General features: G+C 70.4%; 20 protein-coding genes and 1 riboswitch. Of the genes, 11 read left to right on the top strand and 9 right to left on the bottom strand.

What is annotated here, in order from left to right; genetic code table 11:
• Positions 1-5: 5 nt before the first annotated feature.
• The 3 genes from IEY81_RS05625 to IEY81_RS05615 form a co-directional block, all read right to left on the bottom strand.
• Entirely contained in the window at positions 6-1,061 is a 1,056-nt protein-coding gene (locus IEY81_RS05625) for an NAD-dependent epimerase/dehydratase family protein (protein WP_189117477.1), read from the bottom strand.
• Positions 1,058-1,861, bottom strand: a complete 804-nt coding sequence (locus tag IEY81_RS05620) for an S-methyl-5'-thioadenosine phosphorylase (RefSeq protein ID WP_229787389.1) — start codon at positions 1,859-1,861, stop codon at positions 1,058-1,060. The genes IEY81_RS05625 and IEY81_RS05620 overlap by 4 nt, the downstream gene beginning before the upstream one ends.
• Positions 1,862-2,022: 161 nt before the next feature.
• Complete coding sequence (locus tag IEY81_RS05615) at positions 2,023-3,141, bottom strand: restriction endonuclease (RefSeq protein WP_189117475.1); 1,119 nt, start codon at positions 3,139-3,141, stop codon at positions 2,023-2,025.
• A gap of 168 nt (positions 3,142-3,309) precedes the next feature.
• Between IEY81_RS05615 and IEY81_RS05610 the strand changes: the two genes are divergently transcribed.
• Positions 3,310-3,687, top strand: a complete 378-nt coding sequence (locus IEY81_RS05610; RefSeq protein WP_229787387.1) for a hypothetical protein — start codon at positions 3,310-3,312, stop codon at positions 3,685-3,687.
• Here IEY81_RS05610 and IEY81_RS05605 read toward each other — a convergent pair.
• Entirely contained in the window at positions 3,656-4,951 is a 1,296-nt protein-coding gene (locus IEY81_RS05605) for an MFS transporter (protein ID WP_189117473.1), read from the bottom strand. The two genes, IEY81_RS05610 and IEY81_RS05605, sit on opposite strands and share 32 nt — an antisense overlap.
• Positions 4,952-5,524 (bottom strand): helix-turn-helix domain-containing protein, encoded by a 573-nt coding sequence (locus tag IEY81_RS05600; protein ID WP_189117472.1) that lies wholly within the window; start codon positions 5,522-5,524, stop codon positions 4,952-4,954. It lies immediately after the preceding gene.
• 109 nt (positions 5,525-5,633) lie between these two features.
• On the opposite strand from IEY81_RS05600, the gene IEY81_RS05595 reads away from it, so the two are divergent.
• Entirely contained in the window at positions 5,634-6,995 is a 1,362-nt protein-coding gene (locus tag IEY81_RS05595) for an FAD/NAD(P)-binding protein (RefSeq protein WP_229787385.1), read from the top strand.
• A gap of 64 nt (positions 6,996-7,059) precedes the next feature.
• On the opposite strand, the gene mqo is transcribed toward IEY81_RS05595, so the two are convergent.
• On the bottom strand, positions 7,060-8,523 hold the full coding sequence (gene mqo / locus IEY81_RS05590) for a malate dehydrogenase (quinone) (RefSeq protein WP_189117471.1): 1,464 nt from the start codon (positions 8,521-8,523) through the stop codon (positions 7,060-7,062).
• 161 nt (positions 8,524-8,684) lie between these two features.
• Here mqo and cds1 point away from each other — a divergent pair, with 161 nt between their 5' ends.
• Positions 8,685-9,785, top strand: a complete 1,101-nt coding sequence (cds1, locus tag IEY81_RS05585; RefSeq protein ID WP_189117470.1) for an L-cysteine desulfhydrase Cds1 — start codon at positions 8,685-8,687, stop codon at positions 9,783-9,785.
• Between the two features lie 133 nt (positions 9,786-9,918).
• Here the strand turns inward: cds1 and IEY81_RS05580 are convergent, their stop codons facing one another.
• Complete coding sequence (locus IEY81_RS05580; RefSeq protein ID WP_189117469.1) at positions 9,919-10,602, bottom strand: YwaF family protein; 684 nt, start codon at positions 10,600-10,602, stop codon at positions 9,919-9,921.
• A gap of 172 nt (positions 10,603-10,774) precedes the next feature.
• On the bottom strand, positions 10,775-11,587 hold the full coding sequence (locus IEY81_RS05575; protein ID WP_189117468.1) for a putative protein N(5)-glutamine methyltransferase: 813 nt from the start codon (positions 11,585-11,587) through the stop codon (positions 10,775-10,777).
• Between the two features lie 16 nt (positions 11,588-11,603).
• Between IEY81_RS05575 and IEY81_RS05570 the strand changes: the two genes are divergently transcribed.
• From IEY81_RS05570 to IEY81_RS05560, 3 genes are read left to right on the top strand one after another with little or no spacing between them, the layout of a single operon-like run.
• The gene (locus IEY81_RS05570; RefSeq protein ID WP_189117467.1) at positions 11,604-11,960 is read left to right on the top strand and encodes a hypothetical protein; all 357 of its coding nucleotides are present in this window, start codon (positions 11,604-11,606) and stop codon (positions 11,958-11,960) included.
• Positions 11,957-12,382 carry a hypothetical protein gene (locus IEY81_RS05565; protein ID WP_189117466.1) on the top strand — a complete coding sequence of 142 codons (426 nt, stop codon included), beginning with the start codon at positions 11,957-11,959 and terminating at the stop codon, positions 12,380-12,382. The genes IEY81_RS05570 and IEY81_RS05565 overlap by 4 nt, the downstream gene beginning before the upstream one ends.
• Complete coding sequence (locus IEY81_RS05560) at positions 12,379-13,431, top strand: MBL fold metallo-hydrolase (protein ID WP_189117465.1); 1,053 nt, start codon at positions 12,379-12,381, stop codon at positions 13,429-13,431. The genes IEY81_RS05565 and IEY81_RS05560 overlap by 4 nt, the downstream gene beginning before the upstream one ends.
• A 29-nt stretch (positions 13,432-13,460) precedes the next feature.
• Here the strand turns inward: IEY81_RS05560 and IEY81_RS05555 are convergent, their stop codons facing one another.
• Positions 13,461-13,892 (bottom strand): GNAT family N-acetyltransferase, encoded by a 432-nt coding sequence (locus IEY81_RS05555; RefSeq protein WP_189117464.1) that lies wholly within the window; start codon positions 13,890-13,892, stop codon positions 13,461-13,463.
• 57 nt (positions 13,893-13,949) lie between these two features.
• A riboswitch (TPP riboswitch) is annotated at positions 13,950-14,058 on the top strand.
• Between IEY81_RS05555 and IEY81_RS05550 the strand changes: the two genes are divergently transcribed.
• From IEY81_RS05550 to IEY81_RS05530, 5 genes are all read left to right on the top strand, one after another.
• Positions 14,054-15,124, top strand: a complete 1,071-nt coding sequence (locus IEY81_RS05550) for a thiamine ABC transporter substrate-binding protein (protein ID WP_229787380.1) — start codon at positions 14,054-14,056, stop codon at positions 15,122-15,124. It overlaps the preceding riboswitch by 5 nt.
• A 10-nt stretch (positions 15,125-15,134) precedes the next feature.
• Complete coding sequence (locus IEY81_RS05545) at positions 15,135-16,778, top strand: ABC transporter permease (protein WP_189117462.1); 1,644 nt, start codon at positions 15,135-15,137, stop codon at positions 16,776-16,778.
• A 156-nt stretch (positions 16,779-16,934) separates the two neighbouring features.
• A complete protein-coding gene (locus IEY81_RS05540; protein WP_189117637.1) occupies positions 16,935-17,969 on the top strand; it encodes an ABC transporter ATP-binding protein in 1,035 nt (344 codons plus the stop codon).
• 11 nt (positions 17,970-17,980) lie between these two features.
• Positions 17,981-19,048, top strand: a complete 1,068-nt coding sequence (locus IEY81_RS05535) for a phosphatase PAP2 family protein (RefSeq protein ID WP_189117461.1) — start codon at positions 17,981-17,983, stop codon at positions 19,046-19,048.
• 30 nt (positions 19,049-19,078) lie between these two features.
• Positions 19,079-20,992, top strand: coding sequence for an acyl-CoA dehydrogenase family protein (locus IEY81_RS05530; protein WP_189117460.1), 1,914 nt, complete (start codon positions 19,079-19,081; stop codon positions 20,990-20,992).
• Positions 20,993-21,079 lie beyond the last annotated feature (87 nt).

The following is a 21,079-nucleotide window of genomic DNA, read 5'->3' as shown; positions in this document are numbered from 1 at the left end:
CGACCTTACCCCGCGGGCGGCCGCAGCGGCGCCGTGGCGAACGCCGGCAGCCCGACCTCGGGCAGCACCTCGGCGCGGAAGCCGAGCTCCTTCTCCGCGAGCAACGGGGACGCGACGACATGGCGTACGTCGCCGATGCGGTAGCGGCCGGTGACCGCAGGTGCGACCTCGCGGCCGGCGCCCTTCGCCACCAGCGAGGCGACCTCGCTGATCGTGACCGGGTGGCCGGAGGCGACGTTGTAGGCGGCCAGGGTGCCGGGCTCCCGGGTCGCGGTCGCCTCGAGCGCAGCCAGGTTGGCCCGAGCGACGTCGTCGACGTGGACGAAGTCGCGCTGCTGGCCGCCGTCCTCGAAGACCTGCGGCGCCTCGCCGCGCTCCAGCGAGGAGCGGAAGATCGCGGCGACGCCGGAATAGGGGGTGTCGGCGGGCATGTGCGGGCCGTAGACGTTGTGGTAGCGCAGCGCGATCGCCGTCGAGTCGGCCTGGCGGGTCCACGCGGAGGTGTAGTGCTCCTGCGCGACCTTGCTGGCCGCATACGAGCTGCGCGGGTCGAGGCGGGCGGACTCGCTGACCTCTGCCCAGGTCAGCGCACCACCGCAGAGGTCGCAGTGGTTCTCGAAGTCGCCTGCGTCGAGCGCGGCCCGCGACCGGGGCGGCGGCACCCGGTCGCCGTGGGTCGCGCAGACGTAGCGCCCCTCGCCGTAGACGACCATCGACGAGGCGAGCACCAGTCGCGAGACGCCGTGAGCGCTCATCGCCGCCAGCAGGGCTGCCGTGCCGAGGTCGTTGTGGGCGGCGTAGAGCGGGAGGTCGGCGACGGTCACGCCTGCCCCGACCACCGCCGCCTGGTGGCAGACCGCGTCGACGCCGTCCAGCAGCGAGCCCCAGGAGTCGGCATCGCGCACGTCCACCCGGTGGGTGCCGTCCGGCGCCTGCGCCGATCGGCCGTGGGCCATCGGCAGCAGCACGTCGACACGTACGACCTCATGGCCGGCCTCCTCCAGGACCCGGCCGATCGCGGTGCCGATGAAGCCGGCCGAGCCGGTGAGCAGGACCCTCATGGGATGTCGTAGGCGAGCTGCTTGCCGTCGGCCCAGGACGAGCAGGAGCAGCCGGCCGGGTCGGGGAGGCTGCCGATCGTGTCGGCGAGCACCGTGCGCATCCGCTCCAGGTTCTCGGCGAAGAGCGCGTAGACGTCGTCCTCGTCGACCCCCTCACCCTCGGCTGCACCGGCATCCATGTCGGTGACCAGGCACAACGGGGCGTAACACATCCGCAGCTCGCGGGCGAGCGCCGCCTCCGGGGCACCGGTCATCCCGACCAGCGTCCAGCCCTGCGCGGCGTGGTGGATCGACTCCGCGCGCGTCGAGAACCGCGGCCCCTCGATCACGATGAGTGTGCCGCCGGTCTTCACCGACGGGTCGGCGGCTGCGTACGTCTTGGCGATGCGGGCGCAGTAGGGGTCGGCGAGAGGTACGTGGGTGGCGCCCCGCTCGACATAGCTGGGGATGCGCCGCCAGGTGCGGTCGACCAGCTGGTCGGGGGTGACCAGGTCGCCGGGTGCGACCTCCGGGCGGAGCCCGCCGACCGCGCTGGGGGAGAGCACCTGGGTCACGCCGAGCGACCGCAGCGCCCAGAGGTTGGCGCGGTAGGGGATGGCGTGCGGCGGGTATTGGTGCGAGCGGCCGTGGCGGGGCACGAAGGCCACCGACCGGCCCGCGACGGTGCCGACCGTGACCGGCGCCGAGGGGTCGCCGTACGGCGTCTCGACCTGCACCTCCTCGGCGTCGGTGAGGAACTCGTAGAGCCCGGTCCCGCCGATGACTCCGATCTCGGCGCGCGGCGTCTGCCCAGTGTTCAACTCTGTGGTGTCCAACCCTGTGGTCTGCCCAGTCATGGCTTCACTGTGCCAGCGCCGCGGCCCCGGCGACAGGACCCTGCGGATCCGTCATCGTTCGGTAACACCTGTCCGGCTGCGGCCTCACCGTCGGGCCCTGACCGGGGCTGAGCGACCGCGGATGCTCAGACCGCGCGGCGATAGATCGCCATCGCGCGGTCGTACGCCTCCCACGCCCGCCACGACTCCAGCGCCCGCTCGCCCTGCGGCTTGAGGCCGTCGACCTTGTGGTAGGAGTCGCCGCTGGCGTACTGCGACTCCCGGCCCGTCACCAGCGAGAGCAGCATCGGCAGCACGCTCTCGTCGGTGACCGTGATGGTCGGGACCTGGAACGTCTGCCGCACCCACTCGGCGCGCTGGTCGGAGCCGAGCACGAGCACGACCGGCAGCTGCGCAGCCCGCGCGATCGCATCCAGGACCGGGCCCAGGCTGTCGGGGACCCAGCGCTCGTGAGGGGGCGGGGTCGGGGCCTTCGGGATGCTCATCGTGGAGTACGCCGGGACCGACCCGGTCACGGCAGGGACCGATCCCGTCATTGCCGGGGTCGACCCCGTCGTCGGACCGGCGATCCGCTCCGGCACGTTCGGGACCGCCTCGGGCGCGATGCCCGGGGTGCTCGGGATCTTGGCGGAAACGACCTCCGCCGGCGTGACGGGGAGCTTCGTGAGGACCTTCTCGGCGACCTTCTCCGGAGCCTTCTCGGCGGTCTTCTCGGCAGCCCGCTCGCCGGCCTTCCGGCGCGGCCGGACGACCGGGATCTTGGAGGTGAAGTTGAAGCTGCCGGTGCGGGGCGAGGAGTCGGCGTGGCGGCCACGGGTCGGCTCGGGCGCCTTGCCGGGCGTCGGTGGGGCGGGTGCGGTGGCGGTGGTGACCAGCTCGGCGGCGTGTTTCCCGTGCGGGCGGATCGAGCCGTCGGCCGCGAACTCGAAGAGCGCGACCCGGACCCGGTCTGCCCACTCGACCGCATCGACGGTGAAGCCTGCCCGGCTGAAGAGCGCGACCGTGCGGGCGTCGTAGGCGTAGCCCGCGCCGCGGACCGCGCAGACGGTGCGCGCCTCGGTGGGCGCGCGGGTCAGCACGACCTGCGCGACCGCGACGTTGTCGGGCCGGCCACCGATGATGTCGATGTCGGCGGCCGAGGTGCTCCCCGAGGGGGCGGCGTCGGGCCAGCCGAGAGACTGCAGGTGCTCCGCGGCGTACTTCTCGGCTTCTTCGCCCGTGCGGGGCTGCCTCGGCGATGCCAACTGGGGTCCTTCCTCGATCTTCCCTCGGCCCTCCCTGGCCGATCGAGATTGGGGAGGATGATAGGCCCGCTGCGTACGCCCTGTCCGGCGGGGTCGCGAATCGGTCCGCGATGTTCGCTCCTGGCAGATCGGCGGCGGATGTCGGCGCTCGCCGCTAGCGTGGTTTTCATGAGGCGCCCGCACGAGAACGTCGCAACGGTCCTGGTGGACCCGCGTCGTCTCGGCGACATCGAGATCGAGCTGATGTCGCTCGACATGCCGCTGTGGCGGGTGTGTGCGGTGCCGATCGTGAAGGACGGTCAGCGGCTCGCGTTCCAGGTCCGCCACAAGCTGTTGATGTCGAAGCGGGGCGAGTGGGACTGCGCGAAGGACTGGGTCCCGGTCTACATCGGTTTCGGCTCGAGCTGGGCGTTCCCGGGCGAGGCGATCCCGTGGCCCGCCCACAAAGCGCTGTGGACGCTGCTCGAGGGCTACGCCGACCACGTCCGCTACAACAAGCGGCTGGGTGGGATCCCTAGGATCCCGCGCCTGCGGGAAGCCTGCTAGCCGGATCAGGCCGCTCGATCTGCTTCCAGGTCGGGTCGAGGACGGGGAACATCGTGACCACGAAGTAGGCGACCCCGCAGGTCACCAGCGCCGTGGTCAGCCCGAACCCGGAGACGAGGCCGCCGCCGAGCAGACCGCCGAGAGGCATCAGCCCCCACGCGAACGCGGAGATCAGCGACATCACCCGGCCGAGGACGTGCGCCGGGATCCGCTCGAACTGGAGCGCCCCGAGGATCGGGTTGATGAACCCGCTGGCGGTGCCGCCGATCGCGAACAACGCGAAGACCACCCACAACGGCGCGCCGAACGCGATCACCAGGAACCGTGGGATCCCGGTGACCAGGAAACAGACGAGGTACGTCGGGTAGCGCCGCATCCGGTCGCCGAGCGCCGCCGCCACGGCCGATCCTGCTGCGGAGAACCCGGAGAAGGTCGCGAAGAGCAGACCGATCGTCTCCGGCCCGGCGTGCTGCTGGCCCCATACCGGCATCAGCACGCTGCTCCAGGCCAGGTCGATCAGGTTCGTCAGCGCGACCATGAACGCGATCCCCATCAGCACCCGGTCGCGGCGGAGGAAGTGCCACCCCTCCGCCAGCTGAGCCCGATAGGAGACCGGTCCGGAGGTCGAGCCTGTCGAGACCTTGTCCGCACCGGAGGTCGAGCCTGTCGAGACCCCACCAGAGGACACCCGCAACCCCGCGACCCCAGCGGTCGACACCGCCAGTACAGCCGCCCCGACCGCGAACGACACAGCGTCGATGATGATCGCGTTCGTCGCCCCGACCAGCCCGATCAGCAGCCCGGCCGCAGCCGCGCCCAGCATCGACGCGGTGCGCTCGACGAACGAGTGCAGCCCGGTGGCTCGCTCCGTCGGCACCCCGGCCGCCGCGACCAGATGCGGGATCATCGAGGACTTCGCCGCATCCCCGGGGCCGCGCAGTGCACCGGCAGCCGCGACGAGGAGCAGCAGGGTCGCGAAGTGCAGCAGCCCCGTCACGTACAGCAGCGGGATCAGGCCGACCACGACGGCTGAGCCGAGGTCGCACACGATCGCGACGCGACGCGGTCCGAGTCGGTCGATGATCGGCCCGCCGAAGATCTTGCTGAGCACCAGCGGCGTCATCTCGAAAAGCGCGATCAGGCCGGCCTTGGCGGGGCTGCCGGTCGTCTCGAGCACGAACCACGGCAGCGCGAGCATCGAGATGCGGGTGCCGACCAGCGAGATGGTCTCGGCGGTCAGCCAGCCGTAGAGGGGGAGCTTCATCTATCTCTCCTGGTCGATCGCGAGGTGGCCGGGCATCGGGTAGGCGTGGAACTGGAACATCACCGGCTCGCCGTCGGAGTCCTCCTCGAACCCCTGGATGATGGCGCTGACCTGCTCCTTCAGGTGGTCGGCCTGGCTCGGGGTGAGGCGTACGACCCGGTCGTTGAGCTCGAAGACCTCGCGCCACTCCGGCGGCAGCAGCGGCCGCTCCTCGATCGCCTCCTGGAGGCGCTGGGAGTAGATGGTGACCACTGTCTGCAGGTAGGCATCGAGGGTCTCGCGCCCTTCGGGGGTGTCGGGCACGTTGTCCTCGCCGGTGACCGTCATCTGATGGGCGGCCTTCCACCAGCGCTCGCGCCCGTTGCCGCGACTCTCGTCGTCCTCGATGAACCCGCGCTGAGCGAGCTGGCGCAGGTGATAGGACGTCGCCCCGCTGTTGATGCCGAGCCGGGTCGCCAGCGTCGTCGCCGTCGCCGGCCCGTCGACGCGGAGGATGCCGAGCATGCGTACGCGCACGGGGTGGGTGAGGGCCTTGAGCTGGTCTACTCCAGGAACGATCTCGCGGGCTGCCATGGCATCAATGTAGACCGCAAAGAGATGTTTGCAAATGAATTTGTGTGGTCTGGTTGAAAATCGAGTAACCCGGTGAACAAAGCACGGATAGCGCAGTTACGCTGGGCGGGTGACGACTGATGCCGCTACGCCCACGCAGACCTCTACCCCGACGGTGGCGATCATCGGAGGAGGCGCCAGCGGCACGCTGACCGCGATCAACCTGCTCCGCCGCGGAGCCTCGGTGGTGCTCTTCGAGTCGCGGGGAGCGGCGGGCCACGGCGTGGCCTACTCGACCACCGACGGGCGTCATCTGCTCAACGTCCGGGCCAACAACATGTCGGGCTTCCCCGACGACCGTGACGACCTCCTGGAGTGGGCGTCCGCGGCCGGCATCGACCTCGGGCCGACCGACTTCCTGCCGCGCCGCGACTATGCGCGCTACCTGCGCGACCGGCTCTCCGAGGCGGCCGCGACCGGTGCCGGGATCCTGGAGACGGTGGGCGAGACCGTCGTCGACGTCGAGCCGGCCTGTGCCGGGTTCCGGGTGCTGACCAGCGACGACGAGGCGTACGCCGCCGAGGCCGTCGTGCTCGCCTACGGCAACCCGCCGCCCCGGCCGCTCCCCGGGCTGCCCGAGGAGGCGCCGTGGAACCTCTCCGACCCGTGGGACGTCGCCCGGATCAGTGCCCTGCCCGCCGACGCGACGGTGCTCGTCGTCGGCACCGGCCTGACCGCGGTCGACACGACCGTCACGCTCCTCGACGATGCTCCGGAGCGCCGGGTGGTCATGGTCAGCCGCCACGGTCTGCTCCCGAACCCGCACGTCGACGACCAGTTCACCTCCTGGGTGACGCCGATCCCCGACGGTCCGCTGACCGCCGACGGCATCGCCGGCCTCGTCCGCGAGCAGATCGAGCACGCCGCTGACCTCGGGGTCGACTGGCGCGCCGTCATCGACGGCCTCCGCGGCCCGACCCAGTCGATCTGGCGCCGCCTGCCCGAGCCGGAGCGCCGCCGCTTCCGTGAGGTCTACGCCCGCGAGTGGGAGGTACGCCGCCACCGCATGGCTCCGCGCATCGCCGTCCTCCTCGACGCCTACCGGGCCGAGGGCCGCCTGGAGATCCTCGGCGGCGGGGTGCTCGGCTGCCGGCCCGTCGAGGTCGACGCCGGTGAGCGACCGCGGGTCACCCTGGCCGACGGCGAGCGCGAGGTCACCGCGGTGATCAACTGCACCGGCCCGTCACCCGACATCACCTGCACCGACAACCCGCTCCTCCTCGCCCTCCAGAAGCGCGGCCTGATCGCCCCCGACCCCCTCCGCCTCGGCATCGACGTCACCGAGGACGGCCGCGTCGTCGGAGCAGACCGCCAGGTCGTACCCAACCTCCTGACCGTCGGCCCGCCCTGCAAGGGGGCCCTCTACGAGGCCACCGCGATCCCCGAGATCCGCGGCCAGGCCGCCGCCGTCGCCACGCACCTCACCAGCTGAGGGGAGCTCTGGGTCGGTCTGGTGGGTGTGGTGGTCTCGACAGGCTCGACCACCGGCGCGCTGGTCAGCTCAGGTGGAGCTGGCGGTCGGTGCGCGCGAAGGTCTCGGCGGCGAGCTCGGGGTCGGCGCTGAGCTCAGGACCGGTGGCGGGGATCATCGTCTTGAGCTGCGGCTGCCAGGAGTCCCAGCGGTCGGGGAAGCAGCGCTGCAGGACGTTGACCATGATCGCCGGGGCGGTCGAGGCGCCGGGGGAGGCGCCGAGCAGGCCCGCGATGGAGCCGTCCTCGGCGGTGATCACCTCGGTGCCGAACTGGAGCACGCCGTCGGGACGGATGACCTGCACGCGCTGGCCGGCGGTGATCCGGTCCCAGTCGTTGCGGTCGGCGGCCGGGAAGAAGTCCTGCAGGTCCTTGAACTTGGTGCTCGGTGAGGCCAGCAGCTGCTTGACCAGGTAGATGGTGAGGTCCATGTTGGAGAGACCGGCCCGCACCATCGGCAGCAGGTTGTGGGGGCGCACCGACCGGAACAGGTCGCTGAACTTGCCGGTCTTCAGGAAGCGCGGGCTCCACCCCGCGTACGGCCCGAACATCAGGTGGGTCTTGCCCTCGACGTGACGGGTGTCGAGGTGGGGGACCGACATCGGCGGCGCGCCGACGGCGGCCTTGCCGTAGGCCTTGGCGCGATGCTGGGCGACGAGCTCCGGCTTGGACGTACGCAGGAACTCACCGGAGACCGGGAAGCCGCCGAAGCCGCGGATCTCGCGGATCCCGGCCTTCTGCAGCAGCGGCAGCGCGTAGCCGCCGGCGCCGACGAAGACGAAGCGCGAGCGCAGGTGGTAGTCGCCGGACTGGTTGCGGCCGTAGACGTGCCAGAAGCCGTCCATGGTCTGGTGGAGGTCGGTGACCTCGGAGTGGGTCTCGAGGTCGGCGCCCTTGTCCACCAGGGTGCGGGTCAGGATCGAGGTCAGCTCACCGAAGTCGACGTCGGTGCCGGCGTTGGTCCAGGTGGCGGCGATCGGCTCCTTCTCGAGCGACTTGGCCGAGCGACCCTCGAGCAGCAGCGGCGCCCAGCCGCGGATGACCTCGGGGTCGGTGGAGAACTGCATGCCCTGGAAGAGCGGGTGCGTGGAGAGCGCCTCGTGGCGCTTGCGCAGGTATTCGACGTTGTCGGCGCCCCACACGAAGGACATGTGCGGCACGGTGTGGATGAACTTCTCCGGGTCCGGGATGCGGCCGTTCTCGACCAGGAAGGACCACAGCTGACGCGAGGACTGCCACTGCTCGTTGACGTTGATCGCCTTGGTGATGTCGACCGAGCCGTCGGGCTTCTGCGGGCTGTAGTTGAGCTCGCACAGGGCCGAGTGGCCGGTGCCGGCGTTGTTCCACGGCCCCGAGGACTCCACGGCGAGCGAGTCGAGCCGTTCGATCATCTTGATGGACCAGCTGGGCTCCAGCTCCTGGAGGAGCACGCCCAGGGTGGCGCTCATGATGCCGCCGCCGATCAACACTACGTCAAGAGGTTCGTCCACAGTTCTTTTGTCTCGCTTTTGAGGCCGCAATGGTTAATCGGGGCCCTTAGATCGGTCTAACTTGTGGGCAACTTCACTGGCCGGACCCGATTGTTTCGGTCCATTCATTGTGGCTCACGGCACATGACGCCGGTCGTTCAGGGTGGAGTTACGCTCTGGCGGTGCCACGCCTCTCTGACTCCCATCGCGCCTGGATCGACGAAGCCGTACGCCGCGTCGAGGCCGACGCGCAACGCTCGGCCGACACCCACCTGCATGCCGTCCCGCTCCCGGTCCGCGACGGCGCCAGCCCCACGGTCGACCTCTATCTGAAGGACGAGTCCGTCCATCCCACGGGCTCGCTGAAGCACCGCCTGGCCCGTTCGCTGTTCCTCTACGCGATCTGCAACGGCTGGCTCCACGAGGGCTCGACGGTCGTGGAGGCGTCCAGCGGCTCGACCGCGGTCTCGGAGGCCTACTTCGCGGGCCTGCTCGGCCTGCCGTTCGTCGCGGTGATGCCACGCTCGACCTCCGCGGAGAAGGTGCGCCTGATCGAGTGGCACGGCGGCCGCTGCCACTTCGTCGACAAGGCACCCGACATGTACGCCGAGGCCGAGCGCCTCGCCCGCGAGTGCGGCGGCCACTACATGGACCAGTTCACCTACGCCGAGCGGGCCACCGACTGGCGCGGCAACAACAACATCGCCGAGTCGATCTTCGACCAGATGTCCCAGGAGCGGCACCCGGTGCCGACCTGGATCGTCGTCTCGGCCGGCACGGGCGGCACCTCGGCCACGATCGGCCGCTACATCCACTACCGCCGCCACCCCACCAAGCTGATGGTCGCCGACCCCGAGAACTCCGCCTTCTACGGGGGCTGGGAGACCGACACCTCCGACTACGCCACCGGCATGCCCTCGCGCATCGAGGGCATCGGCCGCCCCCGCGTCGAGCCGTCCTTCGTCGGCGGTGTCGTCGACGACATGGTCCAGGTCCCCGACGCCGCCTCCATCGCGACGATGCGCTGGCTCTCCGCCCGCATGGGCCGCCCGGTCGGCCCCTCCACCGGCACCAACGTGTGGGCATCCCTGGGCGTCGTATGCGAGCTCGTCGAGGCCGGCACCGAAGGCAGCGTCGTCTCGCTCCTGTGCGACTCCGGCGAGCGCTACCGCTCCTCCTACTACGACGACGCCTGGGTCAGCGAGAAGGGCATCGACCTGACCCCCTACGCCGCCGCCCTCGCCGACTACGAGCGCACCGGAGTCCTCGTCGACCCCTCCTGAGGGCGTCCGGTGGTCGAGCTTGTCGAGACCCCCTACCAAGGAGATCGATGCGACGTTCGTAGAGGGGTCTCGACAGGCTCGACCTCCGGAGGAGTGGGGCCGCGATGCGCGCCGACACGATTGCGTCAATCGTCTAAACCTCTCTAGATTTCAAGCAATCGAAGGCCCGCAGCCCGAGAGTGAGCAGCGCCCACGCCACCGCCACGATCACGATCTCGTTGACGACGTAGAGCGGCCACGGGCCGAGCAGGTCGAGGGCTGAGCCCGATGACGGCTTGTAGCGCAGGTAGCCGTAGTTGGCGTCGATGGCGACATTCAGGACGTACGCCCCGACGGCCCACGCCGCCGTGGTCGCCACCGCCCAGCCGTAGTCGCGCCAGCGGGGGAGCAGGCTGAGGCCGAAGACGAGGTAGACGGCTGCGAGGACGATCATCAGGTGCACGGCCCAGAAGGTGACGTAGCTGACCTCCGGGAAGTCGCGTACGTCCGGAGTGAGCACGCCCTGGGTGGTCAGGGTGAGGCCCCAGAAGCAGGTGAGCGCGGTCGGGTAGGGGTGGTGGGTCCACAGCGCGAACGCTGCCGCGATCAGGGCCAGATCGCACAGGTGGACCGGCACGTCGATGACGACGTCGAAGTCGGTGACCCATTCGTGGGCCTGGAGCGGGACCGTGACCAGCGGGATCGCCAGCGCGAATGCCCGCGAGAATCTCGACGGAGCCGGCTCGTCACGCTGCCGCCTGCCCAGCACCACGACGACCACGATCCCCGCTGTGAGCAGGGACAACGGCACCAGGTGCGTCAGCCCGAAAGGCTCCATGTCGGCAGTCTGTCCGGAATCTCGAAGAAATTCTTCTGAAACCGCGTCATGGGTCTGCGGGTCGTCCGTTCCATCCGCGAGAAGGTCGTCCGCCGGTGGGGGGGTGGACGACCTTCCCGGCACCAGCCGGGCAGCGGTCCCTCTGAGTGCACACTGCGGGGGTGGTGTGCAGTCAGAGGGCCACTCCGGTCACCGCGGTCGCGTAGAGCTCCTCGTCGTGATGGATCTCCGCGACCAGCCCTCGGCCCTCCATCAGGCTCGCGGTCACGGGTGCCTGCTCATGGCCGGTCTCGATGACGAGTACGCCGCCGGGCGCGAGATGCTTCGGCGCCTGCTCGATCACCCGCCGTTGCACGTCCAGCCCGTCCGCCCCGCCATCGAGCGCCGCGCGACGCTCGTGATCCCGCGCCTCCGGTGGCATGTCCTGGATCCGGGAGGTCGGGACGTACGGCGCGTTGGCGACGATCGCGTCGAGCACGAGGTCGTCGGGCAGCGGGTCGAAGAGATCCCCCAGGAGCACGCGCTCACCGGTCGCTCCGGTGGTCGAGCCTGTCGGGACCCCCGAAGAGGCCAGGTTCACCCGAGCACACTCCACAGCCACCGGATCGATGTCGCACGCCCATATCTCTGCGCTCGGAACCCGAGAAGCGATCGCGGCCCCCAGCGCCCCGGTCCCACAGCAGAGGTCGAGCACCCGCGGCGACACGACCTCACGAAGCGACTCCACGACGAGATCGACCACGAGCGCCGACCGCTGACGCGGCACGAAGACCCCGGGCGCGACCCGGATCCGCAGCCCGCAGAACTCGGCCCGGCCCAGGATCAGCTCGAGCGGCTCGCCGGCCACGCGACGTACGACCATCTCCTCCCGCTCCTGCTCGGAGACGGGCTCGGCCTCGAGCAGCGCGGCCTCCTCCTCGGCGAAGACGCAGCCGGCGGCGCGGAGGCGAGCGACGAGCCCCGGATCGGGGGAGGGGGAGGTCATTGGAGAAGATTGGCACGTGGATGCCCTGACTCCGATCGGTTTTATCGTCGCCGGGTACGCCGCGTTCGTGACGATCGCGGCGGTCGTCGGAGTGGTGCTGAAGGCACCGCGGCCGCGCTGGCTCGACCAGCTGGCGTGGATGCTCGAGATCCTGGCGGTCGTGCTCGCCGTCGGTGCGCTGGCCGGCTGGTCGTCGGGTCGGAAGCCGGAGTCGCTGTCGACCTTCCTGGGCTACCTCGGCGCGCTGGTGTGTCTGATGCCGCTGGCCCTGCAGTCGATGCGCAACGACCGCTCGACCTGGTCGGCCGGGGTGATCGCGGCGGCCGCCCTCGCGACAGGAGTCGTGGCCGTACGCGTCATGATGGTGCGGTGACCCAGACCGAGCCCGCCAAGACCCGTTCCGGTCCGCATCTGGTCCTGCTGACCGTCTACGCGGTCTTCGTGCTCGCCGCGGGCTCCCGGTCGCTGGTGCAGGTCGCGACGAAGTTCGGTGAGGCACCGATCGCCTACTCGCTCTCGGTGGTCGCCGCGGCCACCTACGTCGCCGGCTGGTTCGCGATCCGCCGAGCGGCCGCCGGGTCCGCGGGCATCGCGAAGGTGATGCTCTGGGTCGAGCTGGCCGGCGTGGTCGTCGTCGGTGTCCTCTCCCTGGTCGTCCCGTCGTGGTTCCCGGACGACTCGGTATGGTCGAAGTTCGGGAGCGGATACGGATTCGTCCCAGCCCTGTTGCCGATCCTGGGCCTGCTCTGGCTCTGGAAGGGTCGAGCCGCAGGGTCGACAGAAGGAGATCGATGAGCCAGCCGACCGCAACCGCCATCTCGCCGGACTCGGGAGAGCACTGGTCGGCACCAGGCGCATGGACGGTCTCCGAGGGCGTGCACCGGATCCCGCTGCCGCTGCCGATGGACGGGCTCAAAGCGGTCAACATCTACGTCCTCGAGGGCGACGACGGGCTCTCGCTCGTCGATGGCGGCTGGGCGATCACCGAGGGGCGTACGGCTCTGGAGGCGGGGCTGAAGAAGCTCGGCTTCGAGTTCGGCGACATCCGCCGCTTTCTGGTCACCCACGTCCACCGCGACCACTACACGCTGGCCTCCGTGCTGGGCCAGGAGTTCGGCGCCGACGTGCTGCTCGGCGCCGGTGAGCGGCCGACCCTCGAGCTCACCAACGGCGATCTCGACGGCTGGATCTCGACCGACCGCCTGCTCGCCCACGCCGGTGCGCACGAGCTCGCCGAGAAATGGGCGGCCAACCCGCCGCCCGACCCGGACATGTCCCACTGGCGGATGCCCGACCGCTGGCTGGAGGGCGACGTACGCCTCTCCGTGGCCGGTCGCGACCTCGACGCCGTGCACACCCCTGGTCACACCCAGGGCCACTACGTCTACGCCGACATGGCCGGCTCGGTCCTCTTCGCCGGCGACCACGTGCTGCCCACGATCACTCCGTCGATCGGCTTCGAGCCGGTCCCGGTCATCGACCCGCTGGGCGACTTCATGGCGTCGCTGACCAAGGTGCGCGACCTGCCCGACCTGCAGTTGCTCCCGGCCCACGGCCCGGTCGCTCCCTCGTCCCACGCCCGCGTCGACGAGCTCCTGGCCCACCACGAGTCCCGCCTCGCCCAGTCGCTCGCCTCGCTGAAGAACGGCCGCCGCTCGGCCCACGAGGTGGCCAACGACCTCGGCTGGACCCGCCACGAGCGGTCCTTCGCCGAGCTCGACTACTTCAACGCCGGCCTCGCGGTCATGGAGACCAAGGCCCACCTCGAGTTGCTCGTCGCGCGCGGGCAGGCCACGCGTGAGGAGACCGAGGCGGGCGTGCTGTTCGCTCCCGTCGCCGGCTGATCAGGCTGGCCGGCCGATCAGGCTGAGCGTCAGGCTCGGCGCCGCATCGGGGTGTGCGGGATGCCGTCCTCGAGGAACTCGTCGCCGTCGGCCTCGAACCCGAACTTCGCGTACCAGCCGGCGAGCGGCGACTGCGCGGACAGCACGATGTCGCGACCGCTGACCGCGTCGACGGCTGCCTTCATGATCACGTCGGCCAGGCCGTGGCCGCGGTGGGAGGGGGCGAGAACGACGCGGCCGATGCGCCACGCGTCGCCGTCGTCGAGGATGCGGGCGGTGCCGACGACGCGGTCGCTGTCGCTGAGCACCACGTGACGCGTACCGGGCTCGAGGTCGCGGCCGTCGAGGTCGAGATAGGGGCAGTCCTGCTCGACGACGAAGACGTCCTGGCGCAGCTGCCACAGGGCGTACGCGGTCCGGGGGGAGAGCTCGTCGAACGACTGGATCTTCACGCTGGTCACGGCGGCAGTGTGACACGCCCCCGTGGTCTCGGCAGGCGCGACCACCGGTAGGGTGGAGCGAACAGACAGGGGAGGCCTGAAGGCCTGAGAGTGCGGCGAAAGGCGCCGCAGACCCTCCGAACCTGCTCCGGTTGAGACCGGCGAAGGGAGTCAGAATGCGCATGCGTACGCCTGCCATCGCAGCGACCGCGATCTCGGCGCTGCTGCTGTCGGGGCTGTCCGGGTGCGGGAGCACCTCCGGTGACCCGGAGAGCGAGCCGACCAGCGGCGCGGACGACAAGCGGGTCGTGATGCTGACCCACGACAGCTTCACGCTGCCCAAGGAGGTGCTGGCCGAGTTCGAGGAGAAGACCGGCTACACCGCCGAGATCCGTCATGCGGGCGACGGTGGCGAGATGACCACCAAAATCGCGATGGACACCGGCAACCCCGACGGCGACGCCGTCTTCGGCATCGACAACACCTTCGCCAGCCGGGCGATCGACCAGGGCGCGCTGGAGGCCTACACGCCGTCGGAGATCCCCGAGGGCGTCTCCGACTTCGACCTCCCCGGCGACGAGGAGCACTTCCTCACCCCGGTCGACAACGGCAGCGTCTGCATCAACATCGACACCGAGTGGTTCGCGAAGAAGAAGCTGACCCCGCCGGAGTCGCTCGACGACCTGGCGAAGCCTGCGTACAAGGATCTTCTGGTCGTCCCGGGCGCAGCCACCTCGACACCGGGCATGGTGTTCCTGCTGGCGACGGTCGCGGAGTACGGCGAGGACGGCTGGGCCGACTACTGGGGCGACCTGATCGACAACGGCACCAAGGTCGTCGACGGCTGGGACCAGGCCTACTACTCCGACTTCACCCAGGGCGGCGGCAAGGGGACGCGACCGATCGTCGTCTCCTACGACTCCTCGCCGGCCTTCACCGTCAAGGACGGGAAGTCCACGACCAAGGCGCTGCTCGACACCTGCTTCCGGCAGGTCGAGTACGCCGGTGTGCTGAAGGGCGCCGACAACCCCGAGGGCGCGAAGGCGCTCGTCGACTTCATGCTCTCCGACAGCGTGCAGGGGGCATTGCCGGAGAGCATGTACGTCTTCCCGGTCTCCTCCAGCGTCGAGCTGCCCGCGGAGTGGGCGAAGTTCGCCGAGCAGCCGACCTCCCCGCTCTCGGTCTCCCCCGAGGAGATCGAGAAGAACCGTGAGGAATGGCTGGCGACCTGGAGCGACACGATCGCCCAGTGAACAGCGCGCAGTGAGCTCCACCCGACGCGTAGCCACCCTGGTCGCGCTCGCCGCCCTCCCGGTGGCCGTGCTGGCGGTCTTCTTCGTCCTGCCGGTCACCGGGATGGTGCAGCGCGGGCTCTTCTTCGGCGGCTCCTTCGACCCGTCGGTGATCTCGCGGATCGTGGGGCGGCCCGAGATCCAGCGGGCGCTGTGGTTCACGCTGTGGTCCTCGGGGCTGGCGACCGTGCTGAGCGTCGCCTTGGGGCTGCCGGCGGCGTTTGCGCTGCACCGGCTGCGCTTTCCGCTGCAGCGGGTGATCCGGGCGGGGCTGCTGGTGCCGTTCGTCCTGCCCACCGTCGTCGTCGGCGTCGCCTTCCGCGAGCTCATCGGCGAGGCCGGGCTGCTGGCCCCGCTCGGGCTGGACGGGACACCGACCGCGATCATCCTCGGGCTGGTCTTCTTCAACGCCTCGGTCGTCATCCGTGCGGTCGGGGCGGCATGGGAGTCGCTCGACCCGCGCCCGGGCGAGGCTGCGGCAGCCCTGGGTGCCTCGCCGGTGCGGGTGCTGCTGACCATCACGCTGCCGGCGCTGCGGCCGGCGATCGTCTCGGCGGCCTCGGTGGTCTTCCTCTTCTGCGCCACCGCGTTCGGGATCGTCCTCACCCTCGGTGGGGTGCGCTACAACAGCATCGAGACCGAGATCTACAAGCTGACCTTCACGCTCTTCGACCTCCCCGGCGCTGCGGTGCTCTCGGTGCTGCAGCTGCTGGTCGTGGTCGGGCTGCTGGTCGTGGCCGGTCGGCTGCGGGCGGTGCCGGACGCGGCGCAGTCCCGGGTGGTCGTACGCCGCCGGCCGGTGTCGCTGCTGGACCTCCCGGCCCTGGCGTCGATGTCGGTGCTGGTGCTGCTGGTCGCCGGGCCGCTGCTGGCGCTGCTGCTCGGCTCGCTGCGGGTCGAGGACCGGTGGAGCCTCGCGAACTATGTCGCGCTGCAGACGCCCGGGTTCGACCCGCCGCTGCCGGTGCCGGTGACCAGTGCGCTGCTGACGTCGCTGACGGTCGCGGTGCAGGCGTCGCTGGCCGCGCTGGTGCTCGGGCTGCTGGTCGCCTTCGCGGTGACCCGGCGCTCGCGGTCGGTCGCCGAGCGTAGGGTGCGTTCGGTGCTCGACGGGCTGTTCATGGTGCCGCTCGGGGTCAGCGCGGTCACGCTCGGCCTCGGGCTCTACCTGACCCTCGGCACGGGTGTCTTCGACTTCCGCGACGAGCCGTGGCTGGTGCCGCTCGCCCAGGCCCTGGTCGCGCTGCCCCTGGTCGTGCGGACGCTGGTGCCCGTCCTGGCCTCGGTCGACGACCGGCTGCGCCAGGCCGCCGCCGGGCTCGGCGCCGGGCCGTTGCGCGCGGTGATGACCGTCGACGTACCCGCCGTCTGGAAGCCCCTCCTCGCCGCCTCCGGCTTCGCCTTCGCGGCCTCGCTGGGGGAGTTCGGCGCGACCTCGTTCCTGGTCCGCGAGGAGAACCCCACCCTCCCCGTCGTCATCCTCCGGCTGCTGTCCCGCCCGGGCTCCGACAACTACGGCATGGCCCTCGCCGCCGCCTGCGTACTCGCCGCCGCCACCGCCCTCGTGATGCTCCTCGTCGAGCGTCTCCGCGTGCCTTCGATCGGAGCACTGTGAACCCACGCCGAGAAGTCACCCCCGCCAGCCGAGGCGTCACGTACGTCGGCCGAGAGGTCGCGCGCGTCAGTCGAGTGGTCAGGAGCGTGCCGTCTCGGCCGACGGGGCTGACGCTTCGACCGTCCGGGCCGACGCCTCGGCGGGGTGGGGGTCGTGATGCTGTCGTTGCGTGAGGTGTCGGTGACGTACGAGGGGGCCGCTGCGGTCTCCGACGTCAGCCTCGACCTGGCCGACGGTGAGGTGCTGGCGCTGCTCGGGCCTTCGGGGTCCGGGAAGTCGACGCTGCTGCGGGCGGTGGCGGGGCTGGAGCCGGCGAGCGGCGAGATCAGCTGGGACGGGCGGTCGCTGCGCGGGGTGCCGACGCACAAGCGCGGGTTCGCGCTGATGTTCCAGGACGGCCAGCTCTTCCCGCACCTCGACGTCGCGGACAACGTCGCCTACCCGATGCGGCTGCGCCGGATCCCCTCCGCCGAGCGCAGGAGCAAGGTCGGCTACTTGCTCGAGCTGGTCGGGCTGAGCGGCTACCAGGAACGGCTCCCCGGCACGCTCAGCGGTGGCGAGCGACAGCGGGTCGCGCTCGCCCGGGCGCTGGCGGTCGAGCCCCGGCTGCTGCTCCTCGACGAGCCGCTCTCTGCGCTCGACGCCGGGCTGCGGGAGCGGCTGGCCGGTGATTTGCGCCGCATCCTCCACGAGGCCGGCACCACCGCCCTGATGGTCACCCACGACCAGGAGGAGGCCTTCGCGGTGGCCGACCGGATCGCGCTGCTGCGCGAGGGCCATCTCGTCCAGGAGGGCACGCTGCGGGAGGTGTGGGCGCAGCCGACGGACACCTGGGCCGCGCTGTTCCTGGGGTACGCGCGCGTGCTCGAGGGGCCTGCTGCGTACCAGGTCCTCGAGGCGGCGGGCATGACCCCGGCCGGTGCGGTCGCGCTGCGGCGCTCCGCCTTCGTCGCCGATCCGGAAGGTCCGCTCGCCGGCACCGTGGTCTCGGCCAGGGCGACCCCGGAGCTCCACCGCCTCGTCGTACGTCTCGATGAGATCGGTGAGGTCGACGCCGTCGCCGACTCGGCACCGGCGCCGGGGGAGCGGGTCAGCCTGAGGGTCGAGCCGAACCGGCTGGCGATCCCCGGAACGGCCGAAGCGTCCGCGCCGCCGCCCGCGGAATCGGCACAGCAACCACCGGCCACTTAGAATCAGCGGCTATGTATCGCCGCGCTCAGATCTTCCTCATCGGCAGCGCGCTGATCTTCGGCCTGATCGCAGTCGTGACCGCGCAGATCGTCGACAAGCGCATGCTCGACCCGGAGGGGTTCCTCGGACCGTCCTGGCTCCGGCTCCCCCTTCTCGTCGGGGCAGCGCTCCTCGTCGACCTCGTGCCGCGGACCCTGTGGAAGTCCAAGTTCAAGTGGGCGCAGATGGGACCGATCTTCAAGGAGCGGGTCCGCACCCACTGGACCCGCGAGCGCCTGACGCTGGTCGTGACCGGCATCATCTGCTTCTACCTGGTCTACGTCTGCTACCGGAACCTCAAGTCGTTCCTGCCGTTCGTGGTGCCGGAGACGTATGAGTTCGATCACGAGCTGCACCTGATCGACAAGGCGGTGCTCTTCGGCAACGACCCGGCGATCATGCTCCACGACCTCCTCGGCACCGGCTGGGTGGCCTGGTTCCTCTCCTACATCTACATGTGGTTCCTGCCCCTGGTGCCGTTCGCCGTCGCCGGCTGGCTGGTCTGGTCGCGCAACCTCGCCTACGGCTACTGGTTCGTGAGCTCGCAGTGCATCGCCTGGATCCTCGGCACGGTCTCCTACTACTGCCTGCCGACCGTCGGCCCCGGCCTGAACTACCCCTACCTCTACGCCGACCTGCCGGACACGCCGGCGAGCAGCCTGATGGAGTCGCTGGTCTTCACCCGACAACACGTGCTGTTCGACGTCGACGCCAACGTGGTGCAGTCGGTCGGCGGCTTCGCCTCGCTCCACTGCGGCATCACGCTGCTGGTCGCGCTGATGATCCAGTCCACGGTCAGGAACAAGATCGCCCGCTGGGCCGGCTGGATCAACTTCGGGATCACCGTCGTCGCCACCATCTACTTCGGCTGGCACTACCTCGCCGACGACATCGCGGGCTGCATGATCGCGCTCGTCGCCTACTACTTCGGCGGTCTGGCGGCCGGTCAGAAGTTCCAGCGCAAGGGCGTACGGCGGCTGGTGACCGAGTCCGACGAGATCGCGGGACGCGAGGCCAAGGTCGCCCACGAGCTGACCTGAACCCGACCTCCCACCACATAAGGTTGCGGCGTGACCGCAATCGACGCTTCCTCACTGACCGCACTTCTCGACGGGCGCTACGCGGGAGTCCGGGAGGACGTACGCAAGGCCCTGATCGAACGCGCCGACTTCCTCGACGAGGTCGAGGAGCTGCCCCGGGCCGAATACCGCGAGCGAGTCCGAGCGGCGCTCCTCGACGTCTCCGCGAGCGGGCTGACGGCGCTCGGGTTCCCGAAGGAGTACGGCGGCGGTGGTGACGTCGGTGCCTCCATCGCCGCCTTCGAGGAGATGGCCGGCGGAGACCTCTCGCTGCTGGTAAAGTCCGGGGTGCAGTTCGGGCTCTTCGGCGGCGCGATCCTCCAGCTCGGCACCGCTCGTCACCACGACCGCTACCTCGCTGACATCGTCTCCGGACGCCTGCTCGGCTGCTTCGCGATGACCGAGCACGGCCACGGCTCCAACGTCGCCGCGGTCGCCACCGTGGCCACCTATGACGCCGACGCGCAGGAGTTCGTCATCGAGACGACCCGCGAGGACGCCTACAAGGACTACATCGGCAACGCCGCCTGTCACGGTGAGGTGGCGGTCGTCTTCGCGCAGCTCGTCGTCGCCGGCGAGGAGCGTGGCGTCCACGCCTTCGTGGTGCCGATCCGGGTCTCCGGTGAGCCGGCGCCCGGGGTCCGGATCGCCGACGACGGGCCCAAGATGGGGCTCAACGGGGTCGACAACGGACGACTGTGGTTCTCGGGCGTACGGGTGCCGCGTACGGCTCTGCTCAACCGCTTCGCCGACGTCACCGAGACCGGCGAGTACGTCTCCGAGATCGAGTCGGCCGGACGCCGCTTCTTCACCATGCTCGGCACGCTCGTGCAGGGCCGCGTCTCGGTCGGCGGCGCCGCGATCCGGGCCTCCGAGGTCGCGCTGACGATCGCCGTCCGCTACGCGCTGCAGCGTCGCCAGTTCGAGGCCTCGTCCGACGAGACCGAGTCGCTGCTGCTCGACTACGGGCAGCACCAGCGCCGGCTGCTCCCGCTGGTCGCGCGCACCTACGCGATGCGCTTCGCGCAGGAGATCGTGCGCAACGATCTGCACGACGTCTTCTCCGGCGTCACCACCTCCGAGCACGCCCGCCGCGAGCTCGAGTCGCGGGCGGCCGGCACCAAGGCGATGGCGACCTGGCACGCGACCCGCACGATCCAGGAGTGCCGCGAGGCGTGCGGTGGCGCGGGCTACCTCTCCGCCAACCGGTTCGCCGCGCTGAAGGCCGACACCGACGTCTTCACGACCTTCGAGGGCGACAACACGGTGCTCCTGCAGCTGGTCGCGAAGGGGCTGCTCACCGGCTACTCGAGCGAGTTCGAGGAGATGGACCAGCTCGACATGGTCCGCTTCGTGGCCGGGCTCGCCGTCGAGACCGTCCTCGAACGCACGGCCGTCCACAAGCTGCTCGAGCGCGTACGCGACGTGGTGCCGGTGGCCGGCGAGCGCGAGCCCGACATCCTCGACTCCGAGTACCACCTGGCGATGCTCCGCTTCCGCGAGGAGCACATGCTGGCAGGTGTCGCCCGCCGCCTGCAGTCGGGCATCAAGGACGGCCGCGAGCCCGGCGAGGTCTTCTCGAACGTGCAAGACCACGTCATCAGCGTCGCCCGCGCCCACATCGAGCGACTGATCCACGAGGCCTTCCGCGAGAAGGTCCTGTCGATGCCGGAAGGACCGGAGCGGGAGCTCATGGGCACCGTCTGCGACCTCAACGCCCTCTCCGTCATCGAGGCCGACCGCGCCTGGTTCATGGAGCACGGCCGCCTCTCCTCCGAGCGCTCCAAGGCCATCACCGCCGAGGTCAACCGCCTCTGCCGCGACCTGCGCCCCCACGCGCGGCTGCTCGTCGACGGGTTCGGGGTGCCTGAGGTGCTTCTGCGGGCGGAGGAGCTGATCGGCTGAGGTTCGGCTGGCGGGGGTGGTGGATGCTCACCGAGGTAACTCGGTCGAGCGTCACTCACTTCGCGGAGTTCCACGAGGAAAGTGAAC

It is taken from the genome of Nocardioides luteus, assembly GCF_014648595.1.
In the GTDB taxonomy this organism is placed as follows: domain Bacteria; phylum Actinomycetota; class Actinomycetes; order Propionibacteriales; family Nocardioidaceae; genus Nocardioides; species Nocardioides luteus.
The sequence above is the reverse complement of the archived record's forward strand: the minus strand, read 5'-3'. Positions and strand labels throughout refer to the sequence as shown.